24 protein-coding genes and 2 pseudogenes are annotated in these 23,685 nt (G+C 70.6%); 10 read left to right on the top strand and 16 right to left on the bottom strand.

The window, feature by feature from the left end:
- Positions 1-138 precede the first annotated feature (138 nt).
- From QFZ76_RS24670 to QFZ76_RS24655, 4 genes are read right to left on the bottom strand one after another with little or no spacing between them, the layout of a single operon-like run.
- Positions 139-969: a hypothetical protein gene (locus tag QFZ76_RS24670; protein WP_307675786.1), complete on the bottom strand. Its 831-nt coding sequence runs from the start codon at positions 967-969 to the stop codon at positions 139-141.
- Positions 966-1,970 (bottom strand): ABC transporter permease, encoded by a 1,005-nt coding sequence (locus tag QFZ76_RS24665; RefSeq protein WP_373464535.1) that lies wholly within the window; start codon positions 1,968-1,970, stop codon positions 966-968. Before QFZ76_RS24665 ends, QFZ76_RS24670 begins: the two co-directional genes overlap by 4 nt.
- A 5-nt stretch (positions 1,971-1,975) precedes the next feature.
- Positions 1,976-2,875 (bottom strand): ABC transporter ATP-binding protein, encoded by a 900-nt coding sequence (locus QFZ76_RS24660; protein ID WP_307675784.1) that lies wholly within the window; start codon positions 2,873-2,875, stop codon positions 1,976-1,978.
- Positions 2,872-3,258 carry a GntR family transcriptional regulator gene (locus tag QFZ76_RS24655; RefSeq protein ID WP_266437301.1) on the bottom strand — a complete coding sequence of 129 codons (387 nt, stop codon included), beginning with the start codon at positions 3,256-3,258 and terminating at the stop codon, positions 2,872-2,874. The genes QFZ76_RS24660 and QFZ76_RS24655 overlap by 4 nt, the downstream gene beginning before the upstream one ends.
- A 110-nt stretch (positions 3,259-3,368) precedes the next feature.
- Here QFZ76_RS24655 and QFZ76_RS24650 point away from each other — a divergent pair, with 110 nt between their 5' ends.
- From QFZ76_RS24650 to QFZ76_RS24630, 5 genes are read left to right on the top strand one after another with little or no spacing between them, the layout of a single operon-like run.
- Positions 3,369-3,911 (top strand): RNA polymerase sigma factor, encoded by a 543-nt coding sequence (locus QFZ76_RS24650; RefSeq protein ID WP_307675783.1) that lies wholly within the window; start codon positions 3,369-3,371, stop codon positions 3,909-3,911.
- A 31-nt stretch (positions 3,912-3,942) separates the two neighbouring features.
- Complete coding sequence (locus tag QFZ76_RS24645) at positions 3,943-4,779, top strand: zf-HC2 domain-containing protein (protein WP_307675782.1); 837 nt, start codon at positions 3,943-3,945, stop codon at positions 4,777-4,779.
- Entirely contained in the window at positions 4,776-5,639 is an 864-nt protein-coding gene (locus tag QFZ76_RS24640) for an ABC transporter ATP-binding protein (protein WP_307675781.1), read from the top strand. The genes QFZ76_RS24645 and QFZ76_RS24640 overlap by 4 nt, the downstream gene beginning before the upstream one ends.
- Positions 5,636-7,168, top strand: coding sequence for an ABC transporter permease (locus QFZ76_RS24635; protein ID WP_373464348.1), 1,533 nt, complete (start codon positions 5,636-5,638; stop codon positions 7,166-7,168). The genes QFZ76_RS24640 and QFZ76_RS24635 overlap by 4 nt, the downstream gene beginning before the upstream one ends.
- Before the next feature lie 57 nt (positions 7,169-7,225).
- Positions 7,226-7,924 carry an ABC transporter gene (locus QFZ76_RS24630; RefSeq protein WP_307675780.1) on the top strand — a complete coding sequence of 233 codons (699 nt, stop codon included), beginning with the start codon at positions 7,226-7,228 and terminating at the stop codon, positions 7,922-7,924.
- A gap of 139 nt (positions 7,925-8,063) precedes the next feature.
- Here QFZ76_RS24630 and QFZ76_RS24625 read toward each other — a convergent pair whose 3' ends face one another.
- On the bottom strand, positions 8,064-8,438 hold the full coding sequence (locus QFZ76_RS24625) for a hypothetical protein (RefSeq protein WP_307675779.1): 375 nt from the start codon (positions 8,436-8,438) through the stop codon (positions 8,064-8,066).
- A gap of 15 nt (positions 8,439-8,453) precedes the next feature.
- Positions 8,454-9,380 carry a mycothiol synthase gene (gene mshD / locus QFZ76_RS24620; protein ID WP_307675778.1) on the bottom strand — a complete coding sequence of 309 codons (927 nt, stop codon included), beginning with the start codon at positions 9,378-9,380 and terminating at the stop codon, positions 8,454-8,456.
- Between the two features lie 158 nt (positions 9,381-9,538).
- On the opposite strand from mshD, the gene QFZ76_RS24615 reads away from it, so the two are divergent.
- The 3 genes and pseudogenes from QFZ76_RS24615 to QFZ76_RS24605 form a co-directional block, all read left to right on the top strand.
- On the top strand, positions 9,539-11,356 hold the full coding sequence (locus QFZ76_RS24615; RefSeq protein ID WP_307675777.1) for a bifunctional UDP-sugar hydrolase/5'-nucleotidase: 1,818 nt from the start codon (positions 9,539-9,541) through the stop codon (positions 11,354-11,356).
- 84 nt (positions 11,357-11,440) lie between these two features.
- The gene (locus tag QFZ76_RS24610; RefSeq protein WP_307675776.1) at positions 11,441-12,595 is read left to right on the top strand and encodes a DUF2993 domain-containing protein; all 1,155 of its coding nucleotides are present in this window, start codon (positions 11,441-11,443) and stop codon (positions 12,593-12,595) included.
- Between the two features lie 134 nt (positions 12,596-12,729).
- Positions 12,730-13,791 (top strand): annotated as a pseudogene (locus tag QFZ76_RS24605) (ABC transporter ATP-binding protein); the annotation flags it as partial.
- Between the two features lie 20 nt (positions 13,792-13,811).
- Here the strand turns inward: QFZ76_RS24605 and QFZ76_RS24600 are convergent.
- The 4 genes from QFZ76_RS24600 to QFZ76_RS24585 form a co-directional block, all read right to left on the bottom strand.
- Entirely contained in the window at positions 13,812-13,958 is a 147-nt protein-coding gene (locus tag QFZ76_RS24600) for a hypothetical protein (protein WP_307675775.1), read from the bottom strand.
- The gene (locus tag QFZ76_RS24595) at positions 13,955-14,281 is read right to left on the bottom strand and encodes a DUF6247 family protein (protein WP_307675774.1); all 327 of its coding nucleotides are present in this window, start codon (positions 14,279-14,281) and stop codon (positions 13,955-13,957) included. The genes QFZ76_RS24600 and QFZ76_RS24595 overlap by 4 nt, the downstream gene beginning before the upstream one ends.
- 113 nt (positions 14,282-14,394) lie before the next feature.
- The gene (locus QFZ76_RS24590; RefSeq protein ID WP_307675773.1) at positions 14,395-14,706 is read right to left on the bottom strand and encodes a hypothetical protein; all 312 of its coding nucleotides are present in this window, start codon (positions 14,704-14,706) and stop codon (positions 14,395-14,397) included.
- Positions 14,703-14,888 (bottom strand): hypothetical protein, encoded by a 186-nt coding sequence (locus QFZ76_RS24585; RefSeq protein WP_307675772.1) that lies wholly within the window; start codon positions 14,886-14,888, stop codon positions 14,703-14,705. The genes QFZ76_RS24590 and QFZ76_RS24585 overlap by 4 nt, the downstream gene beginning before the upstream one ends.
- Before the next feature lie 247 nt (positions 14,889-15,135).
- Between QFZ76_RS24585 and QFZ76_RS24580 the strand changes: the two genes are divergently transcribed.
- Together QFZ76_RS24580 and QFZ76_RS24575 are read left to right on the top strand one after the other, a co-directional pair.
- Positions 15,136-15,960 (top strand): helix-turn-helix transcriptional regulator, encoded by an 825-nt coding sequence (locus tag QFZ76_RS24580; RefSeq protein ID WP_307680117.1) that lies wholly within the window; start codon positions 15,136-15,138, stop codon positions 15,958-15,960.
- Positions 15,957-16,163, top strand: coding sequence for a DUF397 domain-containing protein (locus tag QFZ76_RS24575; RefSeq protein WP_307675771.1), 207 nt, complete (start codon positions 15,957-15,959; stop codon positions 16,161-16,163). The genes QFZ76_RS24580 and QFZ76_RS24575 overlap by 4 nt, the downstream gene beginning before the upstream one ends.
- Here the strand turns inward: QFZ76_RS24575 and QFZ76_RS24570 are convergent.
- The 6 genes and pseudogenes from QFZ76_RS24570 to QFZ76_RS24545 all read right to left on the bottom strand — a co-directional run.
- Positions 16,144-16,824, bottom strand: a pseudogene (locus QFZ76_RS24570) (MFS transporter); the annotation flags it as partial. The gene QFZ76_RS24575 and the pseudogene QFZ76_RS24570 overlap by 20 nt on opposite strands.
- A 529-nt stretch (positions 16,825-17,353) precedes the next feature.
- Positions 17,354-18,181 carry an SAM-dependent methyltransferase gene (locus tag QFZ76_RS24565; protein WP_307675770.1) on the bottom strand — a complete coding sequence of 276 codons (828 nt, stop codon included), beginning with the start codon at positions 18,179-18,181 and terminating at the stop codon, positions 17,354-17,356.
- A gap of 329 nt (positions 18,182-18,510) precedes the next feature.
- Positions 18,511-19,155 (bottom strand): class I SAM-dependent methyltransferase, encoded by a 645-nt coding sequence (locus tag QFZ76_RS24560; RefSeq protein ID WP_307680116.1) that lies wholly within the window; start codon positions 19,153-19,155, stop codon positions 18,511-18,513.
- Between the two features lie 345 nt (positions 19,156-19,500).
- Positions 19,501-21,570, bottom strand: a complete 2,070-nt coding sequence (locus QFZ76_RS24555; protein WP_307675769.1) for a pectinesterase family protein — start codon at positions 21,568-21,570, stop codon at positions 19,501-19,503.
- A gap of 129 nt (positions 21,571-21,699) precedes the next feature.
- Positions 21,700-22,557, bottom strand: coding sequence for a hypothetical protein (locus QFZ76_RS24550; protein ID WP_307675768.1), 858 nt, complete (start codon positions 22,555-22,557; stop codon positions 21,700-21,702).
- Positions 22,558-22,751: 194 nt separating this feature from the next.
- The gene (locus QFZ76_RS24545) at positions 22,752-23,684 is read right to left on the bottom strand and encodes an aminoglycoside phosphotransferase family protein (RefSeq protein WP_307675767.1); all 933 of its coding nucleotides are present in this window, start codon (positions 23,682-23,684) and stop codon (positions 22,752-22,754) included.
- Position 23,685 lies beyond the last annotated feature (1 nt).

The raw sequence follows: 23,685 nt of genomic DNA, 5'->3' as shown, positions 1-23,685 counted from the left end.
CAATGGTTACGGCGACATGGCGTGTGGGACACCGGGGGGCGGCTCGCGGGCGTCTACATGCGGCGATGCATGCCTCAACCGTACGTCCCTCCCCCCGTGGAGGGACGTACGGCCCGGTTTCAGCGGATGCGGCGGCTTTCAGCGGGTGCGGCGGCGCAGCAGCCGGAACGCGGCGGCGGTGGCCGCGGCGGTGACGGCGAGGAGGATGCCGGTCTCGATCAGGTGCATGGGCCAGAAGTGGGACGGGGGGTGATAGCGGCCGTCACCCGTCTGCCACCAGTTGTTGGGCACCTCGGAGCGGCCGGCGGAGGCCTGGCTCACCGTCGGCCAGAAGTCCTCGCGGTACCGCTCCAGGACCTGGTTGAGCAGCACCATCACGGCGACGGTGACACCGAGCGCGGGCAGTGAGCGGCGCAGTACGAGCCCGGTGAGCGTGCCGACCGCGAGGGCGCACAGGCCGTACGCCACGATCGCCGGGCCGTGGGCGGCGAACACGTCGGGGAAGCTCCAGTCGTCGCCCATCAGGTCCCGGTTCGCCGACCAGGCCCACCGGTACACCGGGACGAAGATCGCGCCGCCGAGGACGATCACCAGCGCGGGCACCGCGAGTTTGACGGCCAGCCAGCGGGTCGGCGTCACGCCCTGGGTCCAGGCGAGCTGTGCGGTGCCGCTCTCCAGCTCGCGGCCGATCAGCGAGCCGCCCGCCCAGGCGGCGACGGCCCAGAAGCTGTAGTACACGAGTGTGCTGATCCAGCCCGTCGGCCCGCTGTAGTCGAGGCTCGCCCAGACCGCCTCGCAGATGCCGGTGTCCCTGGGGCAGCTGTTCACCGCGGCGCGCGCCGAGTCCGCGGTGACCTCGTTCAGCCACACCAGCCAGGCGACGGCACCGAGGACGAAGACCAGCCACACGATCCCCGCCGTGCGGTGCAGGCGCAGCACCGTGCGCGGCAGTCCCGCGGCGGCGGTCATACGGCGGCTCCCTTGCGGTCGGCGGTCCGGTGCCGCAGCACGCGGAACGCCACGACGGTCAGCAGGACGGCGACGGCGAGGAGGATGCCGGTCGCCACGAGGAGCAGGGGCCAGGAGTGGGACCGGGGGTGGTAGTCCCGGTAGAAGCTGACGGCGCCGAGGCGGTCGAAGAGCGTGCCGCAGGCGGGGTCGATGCTGCTGCCGCAGTACCGGGGGATGGCGAGGCGGTCGCCGTCGGCGGTGAGCAGGCCCTCCGCGACGGTGATGCCGGAGCCCGACGGGCCGTCCCGCAGGCTGCTGACGCGGGTGACGGCCGGCCAGAGGTGGGGCAGGACCAGGAAGCTCCCGATCCACAGGACGCCCGTGACGAGGGCCGAGCCGATCAGCGCGGCCAGGGACCGGCGCAGCAGCAGCCCCAGGAGGGCTCCGGAGGCCAGGCCCGCCAGGGCGAGGGCGACGAGCACCGGTCCGCCCGCGTAGAGGGTCTCGACGCTGTACCAGGGCTCGGTGTTGTCGACGCGGCCCTGGCCCGCCGACCAGGCCAGGTGGTGCAGCAGGGCCAGCAGGGACGTTCCGGCCGTGACCAGGGCCGCCGGAAGGGTCAGCTTGGCGGCGAGCCAGCGGGTCGGGGAGACGCCCTGGGTCCAGGCGAGCTGTGCGGTGCCGGTCTCCAGTTCGCGGCCGGTCAGCGAGGCGCCTGCCCAGGCGGCGACCAGGAACGGCAGCACGAGGACGGCGGAGCCCGTGTACCGGGCGACGTCCTTGTAGAGGAGGATCGCGTCCTGGTCGTAGGTGCAGGCGGCCATTCCGCAGGCGTTGTACTGCTTCCAGGCGGCCTCCGACGCGTCGGTGAGCGGGCCCCCGAGCCACAGCAGCAGGGCGCCGAGTACGACGACCAGGCCCGTCCAGGCGTACAGGGCCGGGCGGTGCAGGCGCAGCAGCCAGCGGAGCTGGCGCGGGGGCGACGCGGAGGAGGGGGGCGCCGGGGCGGCGAGGGTCAGGGCGCTCACGCGGCGTTCTCCTCGGGCTTGTCGGTGTCGGCCGGGGCCAGGGCGGGCGCTTCGGGGCTGCGCAGATGGGCGAGGACCAGCTCCTCCAGGGAGAGGCGGCCGCCGGTGCGCCAGTCGCCGGGGAGCGGGCCCGCCGGGCGGATCAGCGCGGTGAGCTGACGGCCGGTGGTGCGGGACTCGACGACGGTGTGCGGGGTGAGGTCGGTCTCCGCGGGGGCGGACACGCGCGCGTGGGCGGCGAGCAGGTCGTCGATCTCGCCGGACAGGCGGACCCGGCCGCCGCCGACCAGCAGCAGGTGGTCGCAGGAGTCCTCCAGTTCGGCGACCACGTGCGAGGACATCACGATGGTGGTGCCGTGCTCGGCGGCCCGCGCCATCAGGACGCCCATCAGCTCGTGCCGGGCCAGCGGGTCGAGGTCGGCCATCGGCTCGTCCAGGAGCAGCAGTTCGGGCCGCTTGGCGAGGGCCAGGGCGAGGGCGACGCGGGTGCGCTGGCCGCCGGAGAGGGTGCGGATGCGGGACTTGGGGTTCAGTTCGCCCGCGGCCACGATCCGCTCGCCGGTGGCCGCGTCCCAGTGGCCGGGGTTGAGGTCGGCGCCCATGCGCAGCGTCTCGGCGACGGTGAGCTGCGGGTACAGCGGCTTGTCCTGGCCGACGAAGCCCACGCGGGCGCGTGCCTCGCCCGGGGTGGTCCCGAGGACGGTCACCGTGCCCTCGCTGGGGGCGAGCAGGCCGGCGGCGAGGGCGAGCAGGGTGGACTTGCCCGCGCCGTTCGGGCCGACGACGGCGCAGACGCGGCCGGCCGGCAGGCGGAAGGTGCACTCGCGCAGCGCCCAGCCTCCTCGGCGGCCGAAGCGCTTGCCGAGCGCGGCCGCGGCTATCGCCGTGTCGGTCATGAGGAGTCTCCTTGGAAGTGTTTCTCGAGCACGGCGGTGAACAGTGCGGCCACGTCCTCGCGGGCCATGCCGGCCTCGCGGGCCTTCGCCGCCCAGGTGTCCAGCTCGCCGTGCAGGGGGGAGTCGGCCGGTGCGGTGCCCAGCGTGCGCCGGACGAAGGTGCCCAGGCCCCGCCGTGCCTCGACCAGGCCCTCGCGCTCCAGCTCGCGGTAGGCCTTGAGCACGGTGTTCGGGTTGATGGCGGTGGCCTCGACGACCTCGCGGGCCGTCGGCAGCTTGTCGCCGGGTTCGAGGAGGCCGAGGCGGAGCGCCTGCTTGGTCTGCTGGACGATCTGGACGTAGGTGGCAACGCCGCTGTGCCGGTCGATGCGGTACTCGACCACACGCCCACCACCCTTTCACTAATTGAGTAGTGAAAGGGTGGTGGAAGAGGTGCTGGAAAGTCAAGCGTGATTGCGTGAACCGATCGATCGGGCTCGTCCGATGAGGAGATGTGAGCGAAACGAGAAGCGACGGGGAGCTGCTGCGGGCCATCGCGGCGGACGGGGACCGGCGCGCCTTCGAAGAGCTGTACCGGCGCTTCGCGCCGTGGCTCACCGCACGCCTGCGCGGCCGGTGCTCGGACACCGGGGTCGTCGACGACGTCGTACAGGAGACGTTCCTGGCCGTCTGGCGGGGGACCGCCCGCTACCGCGAGGAGGGGGACGTCGCCGGATGGCTGTGGCGCATCGGCTCGCGTCGGCTGGTCGACGCACTGCGCGGCGACGGGGCGCGGGGGCGGCTGCGGCAGGCGCTGGCCCGGCTGCGGCACCGGGACGAGGCGTCCGCGGAGGAACGCGTGCTCGCGGGGGTGGAGCACGGAGACCTCGCGGGCGCCCTGGTGAGCCTCTCGCCGGAGTTGCGCGCCGTGCTCCAGGCCACGGTCATCGACGGGCTGACCACCCGGGAGGCGGCCGTCCTCCTCGGCATCCCGCCGGGCACGGTCAAGACACGGGCGATGCGGGCCCGCAAGCAGCTGCGGGAGGCGCTGGCATGAGTACGTATCCACGAGCGCGGGAGGTGGCGGCATGACCTGGCATGTGTCCGAGGAGGATCTACGGGCCTACGCCCGGGGCGAGTTGGCGCCCCCGGTGCTGTGGTCCGCCGACGCGCATCTCACCGCCTGCGCGCAGTGCCGGGGCGTGCTGGCCGACGTCAGCGACCCCGTCGCCCTCGACGCGGGGTGGGAGCGGCTCGACGCCGAACTCGACGCACCCCGGCTCGGGCTGTTCGAGTCCCTGTTGGTCCGGATCGGCGTCGCCGACCACACCGCGCGGCTCCTCGCGGCCACACCGGTGCTGCGCGGCTCCTGGCTCGGTTCCGTCGTCGCCGTCCTCGTCATGACCGTCGTCGTGGCCAACTCGCGGCCGGACGCCGGCACGCCCACGCTGTTCCTCGCGCTCGCGCCGCTGCTGCCGCTCGCCGGGGTCGCCCTGTCGTACGGACCCGCGCTGGACCCGACGTACGAGATGGCCGTCGTCTCGCCGACGCACGGCTTCCGGCTGCTGATGATCCGTACGGTCGCCGTACTCGTCGCCGGACTGGGCCTCAACGGACTCGCGACGCTCGCGCTCCCCGAGTACGGCCTGCGTGCCCTCGCCTGGCTACTGCCCGCCCTCGCCCTCACCGCGACCGGCCTGGCGCTCACGCCACGGCTCGGACCGGTGCTCGCGCCGGCCCTGGTCGGCGGGTCCTGGGTCGCGCTGCTGCTGACGGCTGACGCACTGCGGGCGGCCGACGGCGATCCGCTCGCACCGTTCACCGCGGCCGGGCAGGGCGTGGCCGCGGCGGTCGCCGCGCTCGCCGCCGGGCTGCTCTTCCTTCTTCGTGACCGTTTCGACCTCTTCAACGGGAGTGCCGCATGACCCCCACCGTCTCCGCCTCCGGGCTGAGCCTCCGCTACGGCGGTACCCGCGCCCTCGACGACGTGTCGCTGCGGCTGACGCGGGGCGTCACGGGGCTGCTCGGGCCCAACGGCGCCGGCAAGACGACCCTGTTGCGGGTGCTGGCGACGGCCGTGCCGCCGGACCGGGGGGCGTTCACCGTGCTGGGGCACGACCCGGCGACCTCGCGCGGGCGCCAGGACGTACGGCGTTCGCTCGGCTATCTGCCGCAGACCCCCGGCTTCCACCCGGACTTCACGGCCTTCGAGTTCGTCGACTACGTGGCGATCCTGAAGGAGCTGACCGACCGGGGCGCCCGCCACCGCGAGGTCCGGCGCGTCCTCGAAGAGGTCGACCTGGGTGACGTACGCGGCAGGCGCATCAAGCGGCTGTCCGGCGGAATGCGGCAGCGGGTCGCGCTGGCGGCCGCGCTCGTCGGCGACCCCGGCTTCCTCGTCCTGGACGAGCCGACCGTCGGCCTCGACCCCGAACAGCGCATGCGCTTCCGGGAGTTGATCGCGCAGGCGGGAGAGGGGCGGACGGTGCTGCTGTCCACCCACCAGACAGAGGACGTGGCGATGCTCTGCAACCGGGTCGTGGTGCTGGCCGGCGGCCAGGTCCGCTTCGACGGCACCCCCGCCGAGCTGACCGCGCGGGCCGCGGGCCAGGTGTGGAGCAGTACGGAACGCGACCCCGGCGCGCTGGCCGGCTGGCGCACGGGCACCGGCTCCTTCCGCAACCTGGGCGATCCGCCGACCGGCGCCGACCTCCTCGAACCCACCCTGGAGGACGGCTACCTGCTCACTCTCGACGGCGCGGGCGCGGAGGTGGCGGCAGCGTGAACACGGTCATGGAAGCGACGGCCCCGCCCGTCGTGCACAGTGAGCCACGCCGGCCGTGGGCGGCCGTGTTCGCCCTCGCCCGCTTCGAGGCCCGCGACCTCCTGCGGTACATCCCGGTGCTGGTCGCCCTCGTCGTGTACATCGGCTACATCCTCTGGGGGCTGCTGTCCGAGCGGGAGGGCATGGACGCCTTCCCGGCGCTCCAGGACGTCGACCGGGGCACGCAGAGCGCGCCCTTCCTCCTCGGTATCGCCCTGCTCGTCTGCGTCAACCGGGCCGCGCTGCGGTCCCGCCGGCGCGGCACCGACCGGCACTTCGACGTGCTGGTGATGGAGCCGTGGCGGCGTACCGTCGCGCACGTCCTGTCGGTCGTGCCGTTCGCCGTGCTCACCGCACTGGTCGTGCTGGGCGAGTTCACCTGGGAGGCGCTCAAGCCGGGCGCGGTGGGCCACGGCTCGGTGGCCGAACTCGCCGTCGGGCCTCTCTACGTGATGCTGTGCGGCGCCCTCGGTGTGCTGTTCGCCCGCCTGGTGCCGACCGTGTTCGCCGCGCCCCTCCTCGTGCTCGGCCTCTTCACCCTCTCCGTGTTCGTCTCCGCCGGCACGAGCGACGCCGAGTGGAGCCGCTGGTTGTCGCCGGTCGTCGGCGAGAACAGCACCGAGACTCTGCCGTCCGACCTGATCGGCCGGCCGGCCGCCTGGCACGCGCTCTACCTCGTCGGGCTCGTCCTGCTGGCGGCCACGGTTGCCGTACTGGCCGGCGGCGGCCGGACCTGGCACGTCAAGGCGGGCGTGGCGGGCGCCCTCGCCCTGACGCTGACCGGCGCGGTCGCACAGTCCGGGGGCGTCTCGCCGGAGCTGACCGCGGCCCGCGAGCGGGCCACCGCCACCCCGGAGAAGGAGCAGTCGTGCATCCGGCACGGCGCCTCGACGTACTGCGCGTTCCCGGAGTGGACCGGCCGGACGGGCACCTGGGCGGGAGTCGTCGACCGCGTCCAGGCCCTCGCGGCCGGCTCGGCGGCCAAGGAGCAGCTGCTCGTACGACAGCGGTTCGACGCCACGTACGGCCTCACCGGTGACACCACAATCGCCCCGCTGACCGCCCCCCACCAGGTCACCGTCGGCACCCGCTGGGGCGGCAACCGCGTCCCCGAGTTCGCGGCCGCCGTCGCCTCCGTGCTGGTCGCGGGCGACGAGGCCAAGGGCGGCGAACTGTGCGACGGGCGCATGGTGACGGTGATGTGGCTGGCCCTGGGCGGCGCCGCCGACCCGATCGGCGACCTCAAGAACGTCCGCCTCGACGACAGCCTCAGCGGCTCGGCGATCGTCCTGGCCCCCACCAACCCGCTGTCCATGTCCGCCGGACAGACCTCGGTGACGGTGGAACTGCTCAAGCGTCCGCGGGCCGAGGTCACGGCCGCGGTGAAGGAGCACTGGGGGGAGCTGACGGCTCCCGGGGTGAGTACGGCTCAGGTGGCCCGGGTGCTGGGGGCCGAGGCGCCCAAGGGGGCCGACGAGTGTGAGGCGTGAGAGGGCGTGGCGGTGCGGGGCCGGGGTCTGAAGGGCTGGAGATGAGGGGGCGTGCCGATGAAGGGCGTTGAGGGGGACCGTCGAGTGCGGGGTGTGAGCGGGGCCCTGGTGTGGAGTGTCGGGCGCACGGTCCCCTGGCGGGCGTTGGGCGCTGGGGCCGTCGTAGGGCTGCTGCTCGTCTGGCTGCCGCGGCTGGGCGACGGCCCGCCGGACCCGTGGCTGGCGCTCAACCTGCTGCGGGGCGCCGCCCTCGCCTTCGCTCTCGGCCTGGCGTTCCTGCTGGACGACCCCGCCCGGCACCTCACCGTGCCCGTCACCACCCGGCGCTGGGTGCGGACGGGGCTGCGGGTGGCGTGGGTCGCGCCGGTGGCGGTGCTGTGGTGGACGGCAGTACTGGCCCTCATACCGGAGCAGGCACGGCCCCCGGTGGGTGCCGTCACCCTGGAGGCCGGCGCGACCGCCGCCCTCGCACTGGCCGCCGCCGCCACGGCTGTGAGGCTCGCGGACGAGCCCGAACCGGGCCCGTCGGTCGCGGCGAGCGTCCTGACCACGGCGATCCTGGCCGGGCTGCTCCTGCCGCACCGCTGGTCCCTGTTCGTATCGCCCGACGACCCGCGGTGGGAGGCCGCCCACGAACGGTGGGCGGTGGTACTGGCGGCGGCGGTGCTGGTGTGGGGGGTGTGCGGGCCGGAGCCGCTGCGGCGGGGGCACCTGCTGCGGCGCCACCCGCGGGGTGCCGTGCCAGGGTCGCCCTAGGCCTGTCCGGCGGATCATGCCGCAGACGCGGGGGCAGCAGTGACATCAGCCGCTGCGCGGCGGGCGCCGATCTGCGGCGTCGATCAGACCCCGCCGATTTCCAGGGACTTTCCTGCGACCTGATCCGCCGGACAGGCCCCTAGCGATAGCCGGGCGGGATCCGGTCCCGGGGCGCGGCAGCCGCTTCGGCTGCCGCGTCCTCCGCCTGCACCGCCTTGGCCAGGGCCGGATCGGCCGAGTCCGCGACCAGCTCCGCCACCCGCAGCGTGCAGTGCCACAGGGACATTTTTCCCTTGATCATCACCACATACGATTCGTGGTCGGCGAGCCGGTACGTCTGGCGCCACTGCTCGATGATCCCGGGACGCGGCAGATACGTGCGGGTGAGGCCGCGGAGTGCCTCCAGAGCCTGGTCCTTCGTGCTCCCCACGCCGAAGATCTCGCTCTCGTCGTAGTCACCGCTGCGATACTCCGCGATCACGACCCACTTGCCCATGCCTGATACGCCCCCCATGCCAGTCACGACCTGTCACGTCTCCGTGCGGTACATCAGATCCGTCTCGTACGTCACGAACCCCAGCCGCTCGTACACCGACACCGCCGCCTTGTTGTCGGCGTCGACGTACAGCATCGCCGTAGGCAACCCCTGTCCGGCAAGGTGCCGGAGCCCGATCGTCGTGAGGGCCTTGCCCAGTCCCCCGCCCTGGGCGCCCGGCCGTACGCCGACCACGTACACCTCGCCGAGCCGCTCCTGTGCGTGGACCTTCGTCCAGTGGAAGCCGATCAGTTCGTCGCCGCGGAAGGCGAGGAAGAAGCCGGCGGGGTCGAACCACGGCTCGGCCTTGCGGTCGTCGAGGTCCCGCTGGGTGAGCGACCCCTGTTCGGGATGGTGGGCGAAAGCGGCCGCGTTGGCCGCGAGCCAGGCGGCGTCGTCGGCGCCGGGGACGAAGGTGCGGACACTCACGCCCTCGGGCAGCACCGGGTCGGGCAGGTCCATCCCCGCCAACGGGCGCCGCATCTGCCGTAGTTCGCGGAACAGCGTCAGGCCGAGGACCTGCGCCAGGTGCCGCGCGGCGGAGTGACCGCCGTGCGCCCACACCCGCAGCCGCTTGCCGGACGCGGCGAGGAGGGCCGAGCCGAGCGCCCGCCCGTGGCCGTGGCCGCGGTGCGCGGGGTGGACGACCAGTTCGGCGGCCGGCGCCTCCACCGGGTCGGTGTCCTCCAGCTGGGCGTAACCGACCAGTTCGGGACCCACAGACAGGAGCAAATGGGACACGCCCTCGCGCGGGCCGCCCCGCAACTGCAACCGCCCCTGTTCGGACACCGCCTGCTGCCCGTCGTTCCGGGCCGCCTCCGCGAGCAGCTCCAGCACTGCCTCGGTCCGGTCCGGGGCGAGCGCGGAGTGCGTTTCGATCGAGCGGGAGATGCCGGGCTGTGCGGTGTCATCGCTGGTCATGCGTACGAGGGTAAGGGGAGGCCGCAGCAAAGTGGCGGCAAAGAAGCAACCAGGATGTAACCACGAAACCTCTGTCGCGCTACGCGCGTTGACCCTAGGCTGCGCCGGGACGGGGCCACTTCCTCACCCACTTTCTCACCAGAAACACAGGGGGGCGTATGCCAGCCACATCTCAGTCGCAGCAGCACCGCAGACGTCGGACGTACCGGCTGGTCGCCGCGGCCGCCGGTCTCGCCACGGCCGGAGCGCTGGCGGCCGCGCTGCCTTCGGCGGCGAACGCGGGCGAGACCAAGGGCAAGCCCGGCGGTCAGACGTCGGGCCGCTACCAGGACGTGCAGCTGCTGTCGTTCAACGACCTGCACGGCAACCTGGAGCCGCCGTCCGGCTCCTCCGGCCGGGTCACCGAGCACCAGGCGGACGGCACCACCAAGACGATCGACGCCGGTGGTGTCGAGTACCTCGCCACCCACCTGCGTAACGCCCGTGACGGCAACAAGTACTCCATCACGGCGGCCGGCGGCGACATGGTCGGTGCCTCCCCGCTGATCTCGGGCCTCTTCCACGACGAGCCCACCATCGAGGCGCTGAACAAGCTCGACCTGGACGTCACCTCCGTCGGCAACCACGAGTTCGACGAGGGCGCCAAGGAGCTGGCCCGTCTGCAGAGGGGCGGCTGTCACCCCGTCGCCGGCTGCTACGTGGACGGCGAGACCTTCGAGGGCGCGAACTTCCCGTACCTCGCCGCGAACGTCCTCGACGAGAAGACCAAGAAGCCGATTCTCAAGCCCTACTGGGTGTGGAAGAAGAACGGCGTCAAGGTCGGCTTCATCGGCGTGACCCTGGAGGACACCCCGGGTGTCGTCTCCGCCGAGGGTGTGAAGGGCCTCAAGTTCAAGGACGAGGTCGAGACGATCAACAAGTACGCCAAGGAGCTGGAGAAGCAGGGCGTCAAGTCGGTCGTCGCGCTGATCCACGAGGGCGGCCTGCCGGCCTCGGCGGCGTACAACTACGACTGCGACTCGCCGGGCGCCGGTGACGGCATATCCGGTCCGATCGTCGACATCGCGAAGAACATCACGCCGAAGGTCGACGCCCTGGTCACCGGCCACACCCACGCCGCGTACGCGTGCACCATCAACGACCCGTCGGGCAAGCCGCGCACGGTCACCTCGGCCGCGTCCTTCGGCCGTCTGTACACGGACACCACGCTGACGTACGACCGTTGGACGGGTGACATCGCCCGTACGGCCGTGGCGTCCGCGAACCACGTGGTCACCCGGACCGTCCCCAAGGCGACGGACATGACCGAGCTCATCGCGAAGTGGAACACCCTCGCGGCGCCCATCGGCAACCGTCCGATCGGCTACATCTCCGCCGACATCCCCAGCACCGGCACCGAGTCCCCGATGGGCGACCTCATCGCCGACGCGCAACTCGCGTACGGCAAGGAGCTCGACCCGGAGACGGACCTCGCGCTGATGAACCCGGGCGGCGTCCGGGCGGGCCTCACCTACGCGGCCAAGGGGACCGAGGGCGACGGCGTGGTGACGTACGCCGAGGGCTTCACGGTGCAGCCGTTCTCCAACACCGTGAACCTCCAGGACTTCACCGGCACCCAGCTGATCCAGATCCTCAAGGAGCAGGTGAGCGGCTCGAACACGGCCGCGCCGAAGATCCTGCTGCCGTCGACCGGCCTGACGTACACGCTCGACATGACGAAGACCGGCGCGGACCGCGTGCTCGCCGACACCGTCAAGCTGAACGGCACGGCCATCGACCCGGCGGCCACCTACCGCGTCGCGACGAACAGCTTCCTCGCGGGCGGCGGCGACGGCATCACCACGCTGGGCCAGGGCACGAACGACCTGGTCGGCGGGGACGACCTGGCGGCTCTGCAGCAGTACCTGACGGCCAACTCGTCGGCGACCAGCCCGATCGCGCCGCCGGTGACGAACCGGATCACGGTCGTGCAGTAGAGCAGTAGCAGTAGATCGTGAGCTGAGTCGCATACCTCGGGTAGAGGTTGCGGGTGGGGGGCACGCGCATGGTCGGATGGATCGATGCGCGCCCCCCACCACATATCGACGCATCCCTACGCAAACCTGCACGACCCGTTTGAAGTGCCGGGCGGGGACGAGGAGCCCTGGTCCCCGCCCCAGCACCGCCGCGGTGGCCGACGCCGCCGGCGCGGTCGCTTCGCCGGACTGCCGTTCGCGCTGAAGGCGGTGGTGGGCCTGCTGGTGCTCGCCGCGTTCCTCACCCTCGCCGATCGCTGGGCCGTTCTCTACGCCGAGCACCGGGCGGCGGACGCCCTCAAGGACCGCCTGAAGCTGACTGCGGCCCCCGAGGTGGAGATCGACGGCTTCCCCTTCCTGCCCCAACTCGTCGACGGGCGTCTGGACTCGGTGAAGGTGACCGTCCCGGACGTGTCGGCCGACCGGATCACGCTGGCCTCGGTGTCGGCGACGGCCCGGGACATCACCCTCGACGGCGACGGGCCGACCTCCGTGCGCGGGGCCCGGGTGCCGGAGCTGAACGGCGACGTGTTGCTCTCCTTCGCCGACCTGAACCGTGAACTCGGCGCGTCCCAGGTGACGTTCACGGGGCAGGGCCGGGACCGGGTCCTGGCCCGCGGCACGCTGCCGGTCGCCGGACACGACCTGCGGCTGCGGGCCGACGTACGCATCGGGCGCGCAGGTGACCAGGGCATCGCCACGACGATCGGCGGAATGCGCTTGGACGTGGGGGACCTGGCGACGTACCGGCCCGGTGCCCGTGCCTCGGAAGGTCTGCATCTGACACCGAAGTCGGTGACCCGGCTGGCCCGGGAGACGCGCAAGGTGCGGGCGCTGCTGGGGGTGCCGTCGGTCGTACGGCGCATGGGGGTGCCGAACGCGACCGTCCGCGAGGCGCTGCGCAACGACGACAAGCTCGCCGCGCTGACCGGTTCCCGCGACTTCGTCCACCAGGCCATGCGGGTCAACCTCCTCGACCTGACCCTGGCCCACCCCGAGGTGCTCGACCGCCTCGGCCTCGACCCGGCGCTCCTCGACGCCCTCTCCAGGCTCACCCGCCCGGTCCTCGCCGACCAGCTGTCCCTCGGCTTCCGGCTGCCCGAGCCGGAGCGCGGGGAGCTGAGGCTGCGGGACGTGCGGGTGGAGAAGGACGGGATCCGGGTTCGACTGGCCGGGCAGGGCCTGGCCTTCGGCGACTGAGGCCGGCGACTGAGGCCGCCGCCCCGAAGCGTCGCCCGGTGGCCCACAAGGGCTGACAATGAATTCACCGAAGTAAACCAAATCAATTCACAAGCTGAAAGGGACACAGGCGTGAGCTTCCGCAAGGTCGCCCCGGCGCCCGGCTGAGCGAGATGTACGAGCAGTTCGTCGAGGTCGTCGAGACGGTGTGCGTCCTCACCGTCATCGGCCTCGGCGTCTGGGAGATCTCCGCCGACCGCATGACCCTCGGCCAACTCCTCGCCTTCGCCGCCTTCATCGGCTACCTCAACCCGCCGGTCCGCAACCTCGGCCAACTCGGCCTCACCCTCACCGCGGCGACGGCAGGCGCCCAGCGCCTGAACGAGATCCTCGACGCGGAACCCTCGGTCGCGGACCCCACCGCCCCCGTCCGCGCCTGGCCCGTCCGAGGCTGGGTCGGCTTCCACGGGGTGTCGTTCCGCTATCCGGGCGCGACCCGCGAGTCCCTCGACGACGTCACCTTCACGGCCGCCCCCGGCGAACTGGTCCTCGTCACCGGCGCGAGCGGAGCAGGCAAGTCCACCCTCTCCAAAGTCCTCACCCGCTTCTACGACCCCTCGGCGGGCGTGATCACCCTGGACGGCGTCCCGCTCCCGGACGTACCCCTCGACTTCCTGCGCGAACAGATCGCCCTCCTGCCCCAGGAAACCCTGATCCTCAACGACACGATCCGCGAGAACATCGAGTGCGGCAGCCCCGGCGCGACCGACGCGGACATCGAACGCGTCGCCCGCTCCGCCGCCGCGCACGCCTTCATCACCGCACTCCCCGAGGCCTACGACACCCGGATCGCCCTCGGCACGGCGACCCTCTCCGGCGGCCAGCTCAAGCGCATCACCATCGCCCGCGCAATGCTCCGAGCCGCCCCCGTCCTGATCCTCGACGAACCCACCGCCGGCCTCGACTCGGTCGCCGCCCGCCAGATCGTCCAGCCACTGCGGCGCCTGATGTCCAGCCGTACGACCATCATGATCACCCACGACCTGAGCCTGGCCCCGGACGCCGACCGGATCCTCGTCGTCGACGAAGGCCGGCTGGTGGAGGCGGGGTCGCACGCGGAGCTGGTGGCGCGGGGTGGGATGTACGCGCGGTTGGCGGGGCCTGTGCCTCGGGTGCTGGAGGGGAGGGCGGAGGACACGTTGGTGTTGCGGGTGTGAGGGGGCGGCCGGCCGCTCGGTCAGACGGCCACCAGGTCGATGACGTTGATCACGACATGGCGGCTGAGCCGCTTTTCCAGGTCTTCCAGGGAAGCGGCTCGGGAGGTGTTCAGGGCGGCCTTTCGCTGAGCCGCGCGGTCGACGTACCTGATCGCGTACGCACTCACCCCGACCTGCCCGCGTCGATCGGCCGGTTCTCGGCGTCGTAGGCGGTGCCGTCGGCGTCCCGGAAGACCATGCCCTCGGTGTCGCCCTCGGTCATCCGCTTGACGTTCTGCTCGACTTCGTCCAGGCAGCCGGGCGTCGCGCAGGCCAGGGCGAAGGGGAACCACTTGTCGGTCACGGCATCGAGCGCGGCCTGATCGAAGTCGGCCGCCGCGCTGAGCCAGTCCTGTTCGAAGCCCTGCAGCCAGTCGGGGCGCCGCTGCAGAGCGGCTCGGATCGCCTCGGGGGTTCTTTCGCAGGAGTGGGGATCCACCTCGTGAGCCATGATCGGTTTCTCTTCTCCGGCAGGGACGACGAGTGGTGACCGGACGTCCACGGTAGAGCTTGCCGGGTGCGGAGTGCTGGAGGATGCGGGCGATGACACGGTGAGGCCGAGGTTCACGGTTCCCTCCGGGGGATGCGTTCGCCACGGCTGACCGCGATACGGAGGAGGTCCGCCAGGCATTCCGCGGCTCTGGTGAGCGCGAACCGCACGGCCCGCTCGCCCGCCCTGGGGTCGGCCAGCACGGCCCTGGCACCCGCGAGTACCTGCTCGCCCGAGTCGATCTGGGCCTCTTCCAGGTCGTCGGCGAACTGGGAGAGCCTGCTGTGATCGCTGTCAGTGCTGAGGTAGCAGGGGTTGCCTTCGGGGGTGCTCCAGGGCAGCAGACGGAGGACGTCGGCCGCGCGGGGGTGCTCGGAGGTGCTCACGCGGAGACCTCCATGCCGTGGATGTGACGCGGGCCTACGTCGATGCCGTGGACGGCGAGCCACAGGGCGCGACGCCGCTGCCGCTGGAGTCTGCGCTCGTGGCGTTCTTCCGCGGTGAGGAGGTACGGGCGTACGAGCGGCGTGTCCGGCTCAAAGGGGTGGGCGTCGAGAGGGGGCGTCAACGTCACTTCCCGGAGGGGCGATTGGGTTGGAGCGGCTCGGTGGCGGCCCCTGGGGGGCAGTAGCGCACGGATGATCGCCAGCAGCAGTGATGCGCAGAGGCCCGCGATGCGTTCCCTCATGTCGGTGCTCCTCTCAGTGACTTGACGAGCGGTGATTACCGTTCGTGCCTCGATCGTCACTGCTCGCACGTACGCTGCGGAAGGGGGTCGGTGTTGTCTGCGGCCCCAGGCAACGGTGAGGGGTGACGTGAGCGAATCGGTTGACGGACAGCGGGAGTCGGGACGGGTCGTACTGGGCCGGACGCTGAAATTCCTGCGGGAGAAGGCGGGGAAGTCGCTGGGGCAGCTGGCCGACGAGACCGGGTACGACAAGAGCTACCTCAGCCGTCTGGAGACGGGTGAGCGGCTTTCCAAGGTGACCGTCATGGAGGACTTGGACGGGTACTACGGGGCCGGTGACCTGCTGGTTCGGCACTGGCACGCGGCGCGACTGGATGCGTTCAAGGACCAGTACAAGCGGTTCATGGAGCTGGAGGCGACGGCGCGGATCATGTGGAAGTTCACGCTGGGAGTCCCGGGCCTGCTACAGACCGAGGAGTTCGCCCGCGAGGTGTTGTCTGGGGCCCAGACAACACCTGAGGACGGTGAGTTGGTTGAAGAACAGGTGGCGGCGCGCATTGGACGGCAGTACCTGCTGCGGCGGAACCCGGAGCCCAACGTCAGGATCGTCGTGGATGAGTTCGCGTTCCGTCGTCCGGCTGCCCACGCAAAGGTCTGGCATGACCAGCTGGTTCATCTCGAGACCGCCGCGATGTGGTCCAACGTGACACTTCAGGTGCTGCCCTTCACCGCTGGGCTGCACCACCACATGAGCGCGTCGCTGACGCTGCTCTGGCAGGAGGACGGAAGTGCCGTTGCCTACACGGAAGGCAACGCCGGAGGCCAGTTGACCGAGGATCCGGCGGGGGTTCTGCGGCACCGACTGTCCTACGATCGGCTCAGGGACCTGGCGCTGTCCCCGCCGGAATCACTCGCGTTCGTCAGGGACGTAGTGGAGGAGCACAGACCATGAAGCACACCCTCGACCTCACCACCGTTGAGTGGCGCAAGTCGTCCTACAGCGACGGCGGAGACAACAACTGCGTCGAGGTCGCCCACGGCTACACGCACCTCGTCCCCGTCCGCGACAGCAAGACTCCGCAAGGTCCCGTGCTGGTCTTCGGTACGACCTCGTGGTCGTCATTCCTGGCGGAGGTCAAGAGCGAGATGGCGTGACTCGGACCGACCGCCTGAGCAGGTACACGCCCGCGGTCGAGACCAGGACGGTCATGCACGCGATGAAGACCAACCCCGCCCCCTCCAGGCCGATCGGTTCCGCCAGGACGCCCACACCGATCACCGGCACCGAGATGCCCGCGTACGCCACCACGAACAGCGTGGAGACCACGGACGCGCGGCGGTCGGGGGGAGCCGCCTCGGCCACCGCCGACAGCGCCCCGCGGAAGGCCAGCCCCTGACCCCCACCGCCGACGAGCGCGCTCAGGATCACCAGCGCAAGCAGGTCCCAGTGCAGGGCGCCGGCGAGCAGGGCCAGTCCGGCGAAGAGGCCGGCGCAGCCGAGCGGCAGTGAGCGTTCCACGCCGACCCGGCCGACCGCCAGTTGCCCCGCGGTCGAGGAGAAGAAGGCAAGCGCGACGACGAGGCCGCTCACCGCGTGGTTGTCGACGTCCAGGGACTGCGCGAGGAACGCCGGGCTGACCGACGTGAAGACCCCGAACAGTGCGAACCCCACGAACGAGGCGGTCGCCGCGGGTGCGAACACGGCCCGTACCTGCGGAGGCAGGCCGGGCCGTTGCGGCCGTACGGTGCTCAGCGGGCGTCGCTCGCGTACGGTCTCCGGCAGCCACAGCAGGACGGCGGCCGAGCCGGCCATCAGCACGGGGAAGTGCGCCATTCCTTCACTGCGGAGGTCGCCGGGCGGGTGGGAACGCTGGAGAATAAGCGGTCGTATGGGCTGATGACGAAAGATCCGGTGGTCGCAGATCTGACGGTCAGGCTGCTGGGTGCTCGGGTGCAGGGGGCGGTGTCCGGTGGGCCGATCGCCTATCTGACTGCTGACTGACTGTCCTTCGACACTGAAGTTGGTCGACGTCGTCGCTCTGATCTGGGGCGACTGACTTCACTGTCAAGGCGTCTGCCTTGTTGCCACCCGGTACAGGACGGCGAGGAGTCCTCGGCTTCGCCAGGCGCGAAGGGCCAGCCCGTCGCAACATCAATCCCACCGTCGTGGCAGACGTACTCGGCCCCGGGAAACTCGCGCAGCCACGCGGCCAGGGTCTGGGCGGTGCGGTCGGCAGGACGTCAATCCGCTCAATTGCCGGCGTCGACACCGAGGCGTTTCGCCACTCCGGCGATCTGGCGGCCAGAGGCGCAACCGCCCGGCGATCGCCATCCGGGGATCACGTCTAGGCTTTCCGGGCCAGTCCGGCGGCGATGAGGTGTTCCCAGACCGTGAGCTCTCGTCTTTCGCCCCTGTCCCACGTGTTGTCGATTTCGTGGGGACGCCACAGGGACGCGGGGACGATCCCGGGGTCGAGAATCTCCAGACCGTCCAGCAAAGAGGCGATTTCCGCGTCGGTGCGCCACCGGCCGCGGCCGAACGTCTGCTGGAGGACCTTCTCGGCCTCCGCGGTCTCCGGGTTGTTGCCAGAGCGGAAGTGGCTGACGAAGAAGTAGCTTCCGGAGGGGACATGGTCGCGCCAGTAGCGGACGATGCCGGCTGGGTCCTCGTCATCGTTGACGTGGTGGAGGATGGCGCTGAGGATGACGGCGACGGGACGAGCGAAGTCGATGATTTCGATGGTGTCGGGGTGAGTGCGGATGCCTTCGGGGTTGCGCACGTCGACCGCGACGACGCGGGTCCGGTCGTTGTTCTCCAGCAGTGCGCGGCCGTGGACCAACACTTGGGGGTCGATGTCGACGTAGACGACCCGGGACTCGGGAGCGTGCCGTTGCGCGACCTGGTGGACGTTGTCCGCGGTCGGCAGGCCACTGCCCAGGTCGATGAACTGCCGAATGCCGGTGGTCTTCGCGATCTCCCTGACCGCCCGCGTCAGGGCCGCGCGGTTGGCGAAGGCGATGGCCACCGAACCGGGCAGGTCGCGCCTGAACACGTCGCCGATCTCACGGTCCACGGCGTAGTTGTCCTTGCCGCCGAGCAGGTAGTCGTAGACGCGGGCGATGCTGGGCTTGGTCGGGTCGATGGAGGAGCCCTCGTTCGTCATGGCTGCCATTCTTCACCGCAACGTCGCCTGCGCAGCCTCGTTTTGGAGTTCTCCAGCCGGTCTGGGCGGCGAGAGCGCATGGACGCCTAGGTTCGGTGTCAAACGCCTCAATTGGATGACAGGGAGACTGGCTTCACTGTCCAAGGACACTAATGTCCCGTCTTAAATGATCTGGTTCCGAGACGGGCCGCTGATCTGCGGCGACCAGTTCAGTTGAGACGTGGGGAAGCCTGGAATCTCAAGTGATGTGGTCCCTGGCGAGCGGATGCCGGAGGCTGTCTCAGTTGATGTGGTCCGACTTCGCTATGTCGTCGGCCGCAACCGGACCGCTGATGCGGCTAGGACTGACGGCGTGCGAAGAGGACCCCACCTGGAACGCTCTTGTCGGGGTCGATCAGCATTTGGGCCTCGATGGTGAACCCGGCATCGCGTATCCAGGCCGCCACTTGGTCAGGCTGGCGGCGGTGAACGTGGACGTTCATCGGGTGGCCGCCGTAGCCCTGCGTCTTCAGCCTCGACTCGTCGCCGACGTGAAAGCCGAGCAGCAGTGGTCCGCCGGGACGCAACACGCGCCGGAAGTGGGCGAAGACCGTGGGGACTGCTTCGTCGGGGACGTGAATCAACGACCAAAATGCGAGCAGGCCGACGACTGAAGCATCGGCGAGGTCGAGGTCGGTCATCGAGCCCACCTCGAACCGCAGGCGGGGGTGGTCACGCCGAGCCACGTCGATCATCACGGATGAAAGGTCGATGCCGAAAGCGTCCACACCCAGCTCGTGCAGGTGAGCGGTGACGTGTCCAGGTCCGCAGCCCACGTCCGCCACCGGCCCACCGCCAGCGACGTGCACCAAGTCGGCGAACAGCGCCAGAGCCGCCCGAAGATACGGCGCCCCGGCCAAAGCCTCGCGTAGCTGGTCGGCATAGCTGACCGCGACCGTGTCGTAGGAGGTCCGGGTGTCCGCCAACCAGCGGTCCGCGTTCATGGCTCGCCAGAGTAGTGCAGCGATCAGGATGACGAACCAGATCAACTGAGATCAACGACGAATCAGGCCAGGTCACTTGAGACGGGGCCCAGATCCTTCGAGACGGGACAACCAACACCGCGGGGTGGCTCCTCGATGGCGGCTGTCCCGTCGCACCGAACCTTGGCCGACGTCTCAACGAAACTCACCACACCCGGGAGTCCGGCGACGCGCTGAGCAGCAGTGGACCGCTCAACCTTCAGTGAGATCGGTCAAGGTTCAGTGAGACGGGACAGAGGCGCCCCGCACCGCGGCGGCGTGCCCGCCGCGCCGCCGCCTCGTCACACCGGCCTGCCCCCGCCCACCTCAGGAGGCCGAAGGAGTCCAGTCCCCCAGCCAGTCCGCGACTTCCTGGCCGGCGGCCTGCGCGTCCGTCAGCTGGGGACGGTCGGAACTCGCAGTGCCCGCGCCCGCGCCGGTGTTCTTGTACTCGGCGAAGCGGTCGTCCTTCCAGGAGAAGCCGCTCATGTCGGTCCAGGGGGTGGACCTGATCGCGGCGCTGAGGGTGGTGTTGCGGACCGTGGTCTGCGGGTCGAGGGTGGCGTCGCCGCCTGCGTGCCAGGGGCGGCCCAGGTAGAAGGACGCGGACGCCACGTCACCGTTCACGGTGGAGTTGGAGATCAGGATGCCCTTGCGGTTGGCGGCGGTGCTCGGGGCCGTGATGTAGCCCGCCGAGGTGCCGTTCCAGCGCTTCTTCAGGGTGATGACCGACCTGTCGATCACCGCCGTCGCCCGGCCGAAGATGAAGTCGACGTTGCCGGTGACGTAGGAGTTCGAGACGTAGACACGGCCGAGCTTGTCCTTGCCGGCCGTGTCCAGCAGCAGCGTGTCCTGGTCGCCGTTGACGATGACCGAGTCCAGGAAGACCTTGTCGGCAGCCGTGCGCAGGGCGACCGCCTGGTGGCCGGACAGGGACTGGTTCGCGGCCTCGTCGAAGTCGTTGGTGATGGTCAGGTTCCGGGCCTGGAAGTCGTCGGCCTCGACGGCGACGGTGGCGCTGCCGCCGGTGCCGTAGGTGCCGGAGCCGTCGGGCTTCTGCGTCCCCGACGCGTTGTTGTAGACGATCACCGTGTCCTTGCGGCTGCCGCCCGTGCCCTGGATGGTGACGTGCGGCTTGTTGGAGGGAACCTTCACCAGCTCGCGGTACGTCCCCGGCTTCACCGCGATGACGACCCGCGAGGCGTTGTTCGCCGGTACGGCGTTCACCGCGGCCTGCACGGTCGCGTACTGGCCGCTGCCGTCCTTGGCGACGGTGAGGGTGGTGGCGGCCGCGGCGGTCGCCGAGGCGGTCGCCGTACCGATCGAACCGCGCGGTCCCACCCCGGACTTGAGGAGAGACGGCACGTCCGCCGTCTTGTCCGCCGTGTACGCGTAGTACGTCTTCGGGTCGAAGGCCGTCCCGCCGCTCTCGTTGCGCCCGGTCGTGGAGACGAACGTGTTGCCCTTCTGGACGATGCTCGCGGTGCTGTCCTTGATGACCGGGTTGTTCATGCCCTGGAAGTAGGAGTTCTCCAGGAGCATCTTGGTCGCGCCGCGCGAGTAGTTGCCGTAGGAGGACTTGATCGTGGTCCCGGCCACGTCCTCCAGGAAGTTGTTGTAGAGGTGCGCGTGGGCCGCGTTGTCCGTCGACGGGTTGCGCTGCTCGGTCTCGCGGATCCAGTTGTGGTGGATCGTGATGTCGGTGACGACGTTCTCGGTCCAGCCGATGCCGAAGGCCTTGTTGTCGTTGCTCAGCTTGTTCCAGGAGACGGTGACGTTCGTGCTGTCCTTGCGGACGTCGATGAGCCCGTCGGCCATGTTCCGCAGGTCGTTGTGGTCGATCCAGACGTGATGGGCGCCGTCCATCTGGATCGCGTCGAAGTCGTGGTCCTTGTCGTTCCAGATGCCCTGGTACGCGTCCCGGATCGTCAGGTTCCGGATGATCACGTTGTGGACGCCCGAGCCGAGGAAGAACCCGCCGCCGACGATGTGCCCGGAGGTCCCGGACCCGACGATCGTCTTGTCGGAGGCGACCTTGATCTCCTTGCCGACCGGGTTCATGTTGATCGTGGCGGCCACGACGATGACGTACGGCTCGGCGGCCGTCGCGTACTTCTCCAGGTCGGCGAGCGTCTTCACGGTGACCGTCTTGCCGTCCCGGCCGCCGTACGTGCCGTTCTGGCCCAGGGCGTTGACGGACGCGAAGCCGTCGGCGGTGGCGGTGGCCCAGGCGGGGGCGGCGGTGGCCGCGGCGGCCGTGCGCTGAGCGTCCGCGCCGAAGACACCGATGTCCGTGCCATAGGCGAGAGTGCCGGCGGCGGTCAGCGCCAGGGGGACGCCGACCGCCAGCGCGGTCTTCCTTCTGCGGTGGCGGGGCTTGCTGCGGGTTTCACTCACGGCGGTTTCCGATCGAGTCAAGTGACAGGGGGATCACGTCACTTGCTTGTCGCAGCCGGTGAGGGAAAGGTTGCCGCGCCGGCCCACATCCGCTGAGCAGGGCTCAGCCGCAGGTCTCAGGGGCAGGGTTCAGGCGCAGGTCTTCGCGTCCAGTTTCTGCTCCCACTTGTCCTCACGGCCGTCGGGCTGGCCGTTGGGCAGGAGCTTGTCGGAGACGCCGTCGATGTAGTAGCCGTAGGAGTAGATGGTGTTGTAGCCCCGGTCACGCCAACTGTGCACGGTCCGCATGTTGTCCTTGCTGGAGGGGTCCTTGTTCCACTGGTAGTCCTCGACGTAGAAGACCGGATTCACCCGCACCACGCGCTGGTACGGCGTCCAGGTCACGGCGACCTGGGTGCACGGCGGGATCGTCTTCTCGCTGCGGCGCTCGAAGGACGAGGTCTTCTCCCAGCCCCACTCGTAGCCGGCGGTGCCGCCCACGGTGCCGGAGAAGATGCTCTTGGCGAGGGAGAGGCTGATCGAGGCGCCGACGCTCTTCTTGGCGAACGTCTTGGTGCTGTAGCTGCTGACGAAGGTCTCCTTGTCGTCCTTCGAACCCCGGTTGCCGATCCAGGGGGAGACGCGGACCGGCTCGCCCGTGGTGGACCAGGTCGAGGACTGCGCGTAGCCGCACCAGCCGCGGAAGGTCTCCCACGGTCCTACGGGCTCCCAGAGGGGGAACACGTCGTTCAGGTACTCGTCCCGGGTCTTGAACTCGCCGGTGTCGACGTTGAGGGCGCCGTAGACGCCCGTCAGGCTCCCCTCCTGCTCACAGAGCCGCTCGATCATCAGGTCGGTGTCGCCGGGGTCCGTGCCCCGGATGTTCGTCGCGCCGCCCGGGCCGCTGCCGGCCGCCTGCGCGGAGCCGGTGCCGGCCAGCAGGCCGGTGAGGGCGAGGACGGTCGAGGCGGTGATCAGGGCGCTCTTCTTGAACGTCGATGTGCGCATGAGTCGCATGGGGGGTGGCTCATTCCTGTGTGCTGTGCACGGTGTGCTGTGCACTGTGTGCTGTGCGCAGATGGGTCGGACACCTGTCCGACAGCCCAGGAAGATGGCAGAGAACTCACGGGTAGGGTCGAAAACGCGTGAGGCATGACAGGACATTGACAGAAAGGCGGCCCTGCCTGTCGGTCTTTGCCCGCTTACGTGAGCAACTCCGCAAGCTCGTCCGCGAACTGGATGATCCAGTCCAGCCGCGGCCCCCCGCGCGCGACCCGGAACCCGTGCCGCCGCCCGTGGAACGCCGTCTCGACCGCATGGAACTGGGCCCACCGCCGGACCCGTTCACGGTCGACTTCCGCTGCCTCTGCGAACACGTCCAGGGCTCGGTGGACGGCCTTGGACAGGTCGTCCGCCTCGAGGAGGGCCAGGAAGCGTGACTTGAGCAGGGTGCCGCCGTCGTAGGCGGGGTCTCCCACGTACCCCTTGGGGTCGACGGCCAGCCAGGGCTCACGGTCCGCGCGCAGGATGTTGCGGGCGTGCAGGTCGCCGTGGACGAGGGTCTCCGGCTGGACGCGGCCCAGCTCGCGGACGGTGGCGAGGGCGGCGTCCAGCACCCGGTCGGGCAGGGCGTGCGCCAACTCCCGGGCGTCGGTGCGCAGTTCCCGTTCCCACGCGTCGACCCGGTCCCGCAGCCGGGGCAGCTCCGGCGGCCCGGTCGGCGCGGGTACGGCCAGCCGACGGTTGAGCCGCCCCGCGACGGTCACGATCTCGTCCTCGTCACCGGCCTCGGCCAGGGTCTGCGGCCGCGCCCGCTCCAGCAGCATCGCGAACCGTTCGTCGTCCCGCGCGTGGAGCCGCACCGCACCGCGCCCGTCCCACGCGGCGAACGCGTCCGGCTCGTGGACGTTGCCGGGATGCGGGAACGACACCTTCAGTACGGCGTCCGCGCCGTCCTTCCGTCGCACGGGGACGATGAAGCCGACGCCGCCGTGCGTCACCTCACCGTCCGGCGCGCACGCCCAGCGCTCCAGCAACTCGTCCACGAGGCCCGGCAGTTCGGCGATCCACGCCGCTCCCGCCGCTCCCTCGCGATCGACGGTGGTCCGTACGAACGTCTCCGGTACCGCAGTCATC

This window comes from Streptomyces sp. V4I2, assembly GCF_030817655.1.
GTDB lineage: Bacteria > Actinomycetota > Actinomycetes > Streptomycetales > Streptomycetaceae > Streptomyces > Streptomyces plumbiresistens.
Note: the sequence above shows the minus strand (reverse complement) of the source record. Positions and strands in the feature narration are given on the sequence as shown.

Excerpts from the sequence above, each read along its gene's own strand:
- QFZ76_RS24670 (WP_307675786.1), bottom strand. The coding sequence starts at position 969 with ATGACCGCCGCCGCGGGACTGCCGCGCACGGTGCTGCGCCTGCACCGC.
- QFZ76_RS24660 (WP_307675784.1), bottom strand. The coding sequence starts at position 2,875 with ATGACCGACACGGCGATAGCCGCGGCCGCGCTCGGCAAGCGCTTCGGC.
- QFZ76_RS24645 (WP_307675782.1), top strand. The coding sequence starts at position 3,943 with ATGACCTGGCATGTGTCCGAGGAGGATCTACGGGCCTACGCCCGGGGC.
- QFZ76_RS24640 (WP_307675781.1), top strand. The coding sequence starts at position 4,776 with ATGACCCCCACCGTCTCCGCCTCCGGGCTGAGCCTCCGCTACGGCGGT.
- QFZ76_RS24630 (WP_307675780.1), top strand. The coding sequence starts at position 7,226 with ATGAAGGGCGTTGAGGGGGACCGTCGAGTGCGGGGTGTGAGCGGGGCC.
- QFZ76_RS24625 (WP_307675779.1), bottom strand. The coding sequence starts at position 8,438 with ATGGGGGGCGTATCAGGCATGGGCAAGTGGGTCGTGATCGCGGAGTAT.
- mshD (WP_307675778.1), bottom strand. The coding sequence starts at position 9,380 with ATGACCAGCGATGACACCGCACAGCCCGGCATCTCCCGCTCGATCGAA.
- QFZ76_RS24615 (WP_307675777.1), top strand. The coding sequence starts at position 9,539 with ATGCCAGCCACATCTCAGTCGCAGCAGCACCGCAGACGTCGGACGTAC.
- QFZ76_RS24610 (WP_307675776.1), top strand. The coding sequence starts at position 11,441 with ATGCGCGCCCCCCACCACATATCGACGCATCCCTACGCAAACCTGCAC.
- QFZ76_RS24595 (WP_307675774.1), bottom strand. The coding sequence starts at position 14,281 with ATGGCTCACGAGGTGGATCCCCACTCCTGCGAAAGAACCCCCGAGGCG.
- QFZ76_RS24575 (WP_307675771.1), top strand. The coding sequence starts at position 15,957 with ATGAAGCACACCCTCGACCTCACCACCGTTGAGTGGCGCAAGTCGTCC.
- QFZ76_RS24565 (WP_307675770.1), bottom strand. The coding sequence starts at position 18,181 with ATGGCAGCCATGACGAACGAGGGCTCCTCCATCGACCCGACCAAGCCC.
- QFZ76_RS24560 (WP_307680116.1), bottom strand. The coding sequence starts at position 19,155 with ATGAACGCGGACCGCTGGTTGGCGGACACCCGGACCTCCTACGACACG.
- QFZ76_RS24550 (WP_307675768.1), bottom strand. The coding sequence starts at position 22,557 with ATGCGCACATCGACGTTCAAGAAGAGCGCCCTGATCACCGCCTCGACC.
- QFZ76_RS24545 (WP_307675767.1), bottom strand. The coding sequence starts at position 23,684 with ATGACTGCGGTACCGGAGACGTTCGTACGGACCACCGTCGATCGCGAG.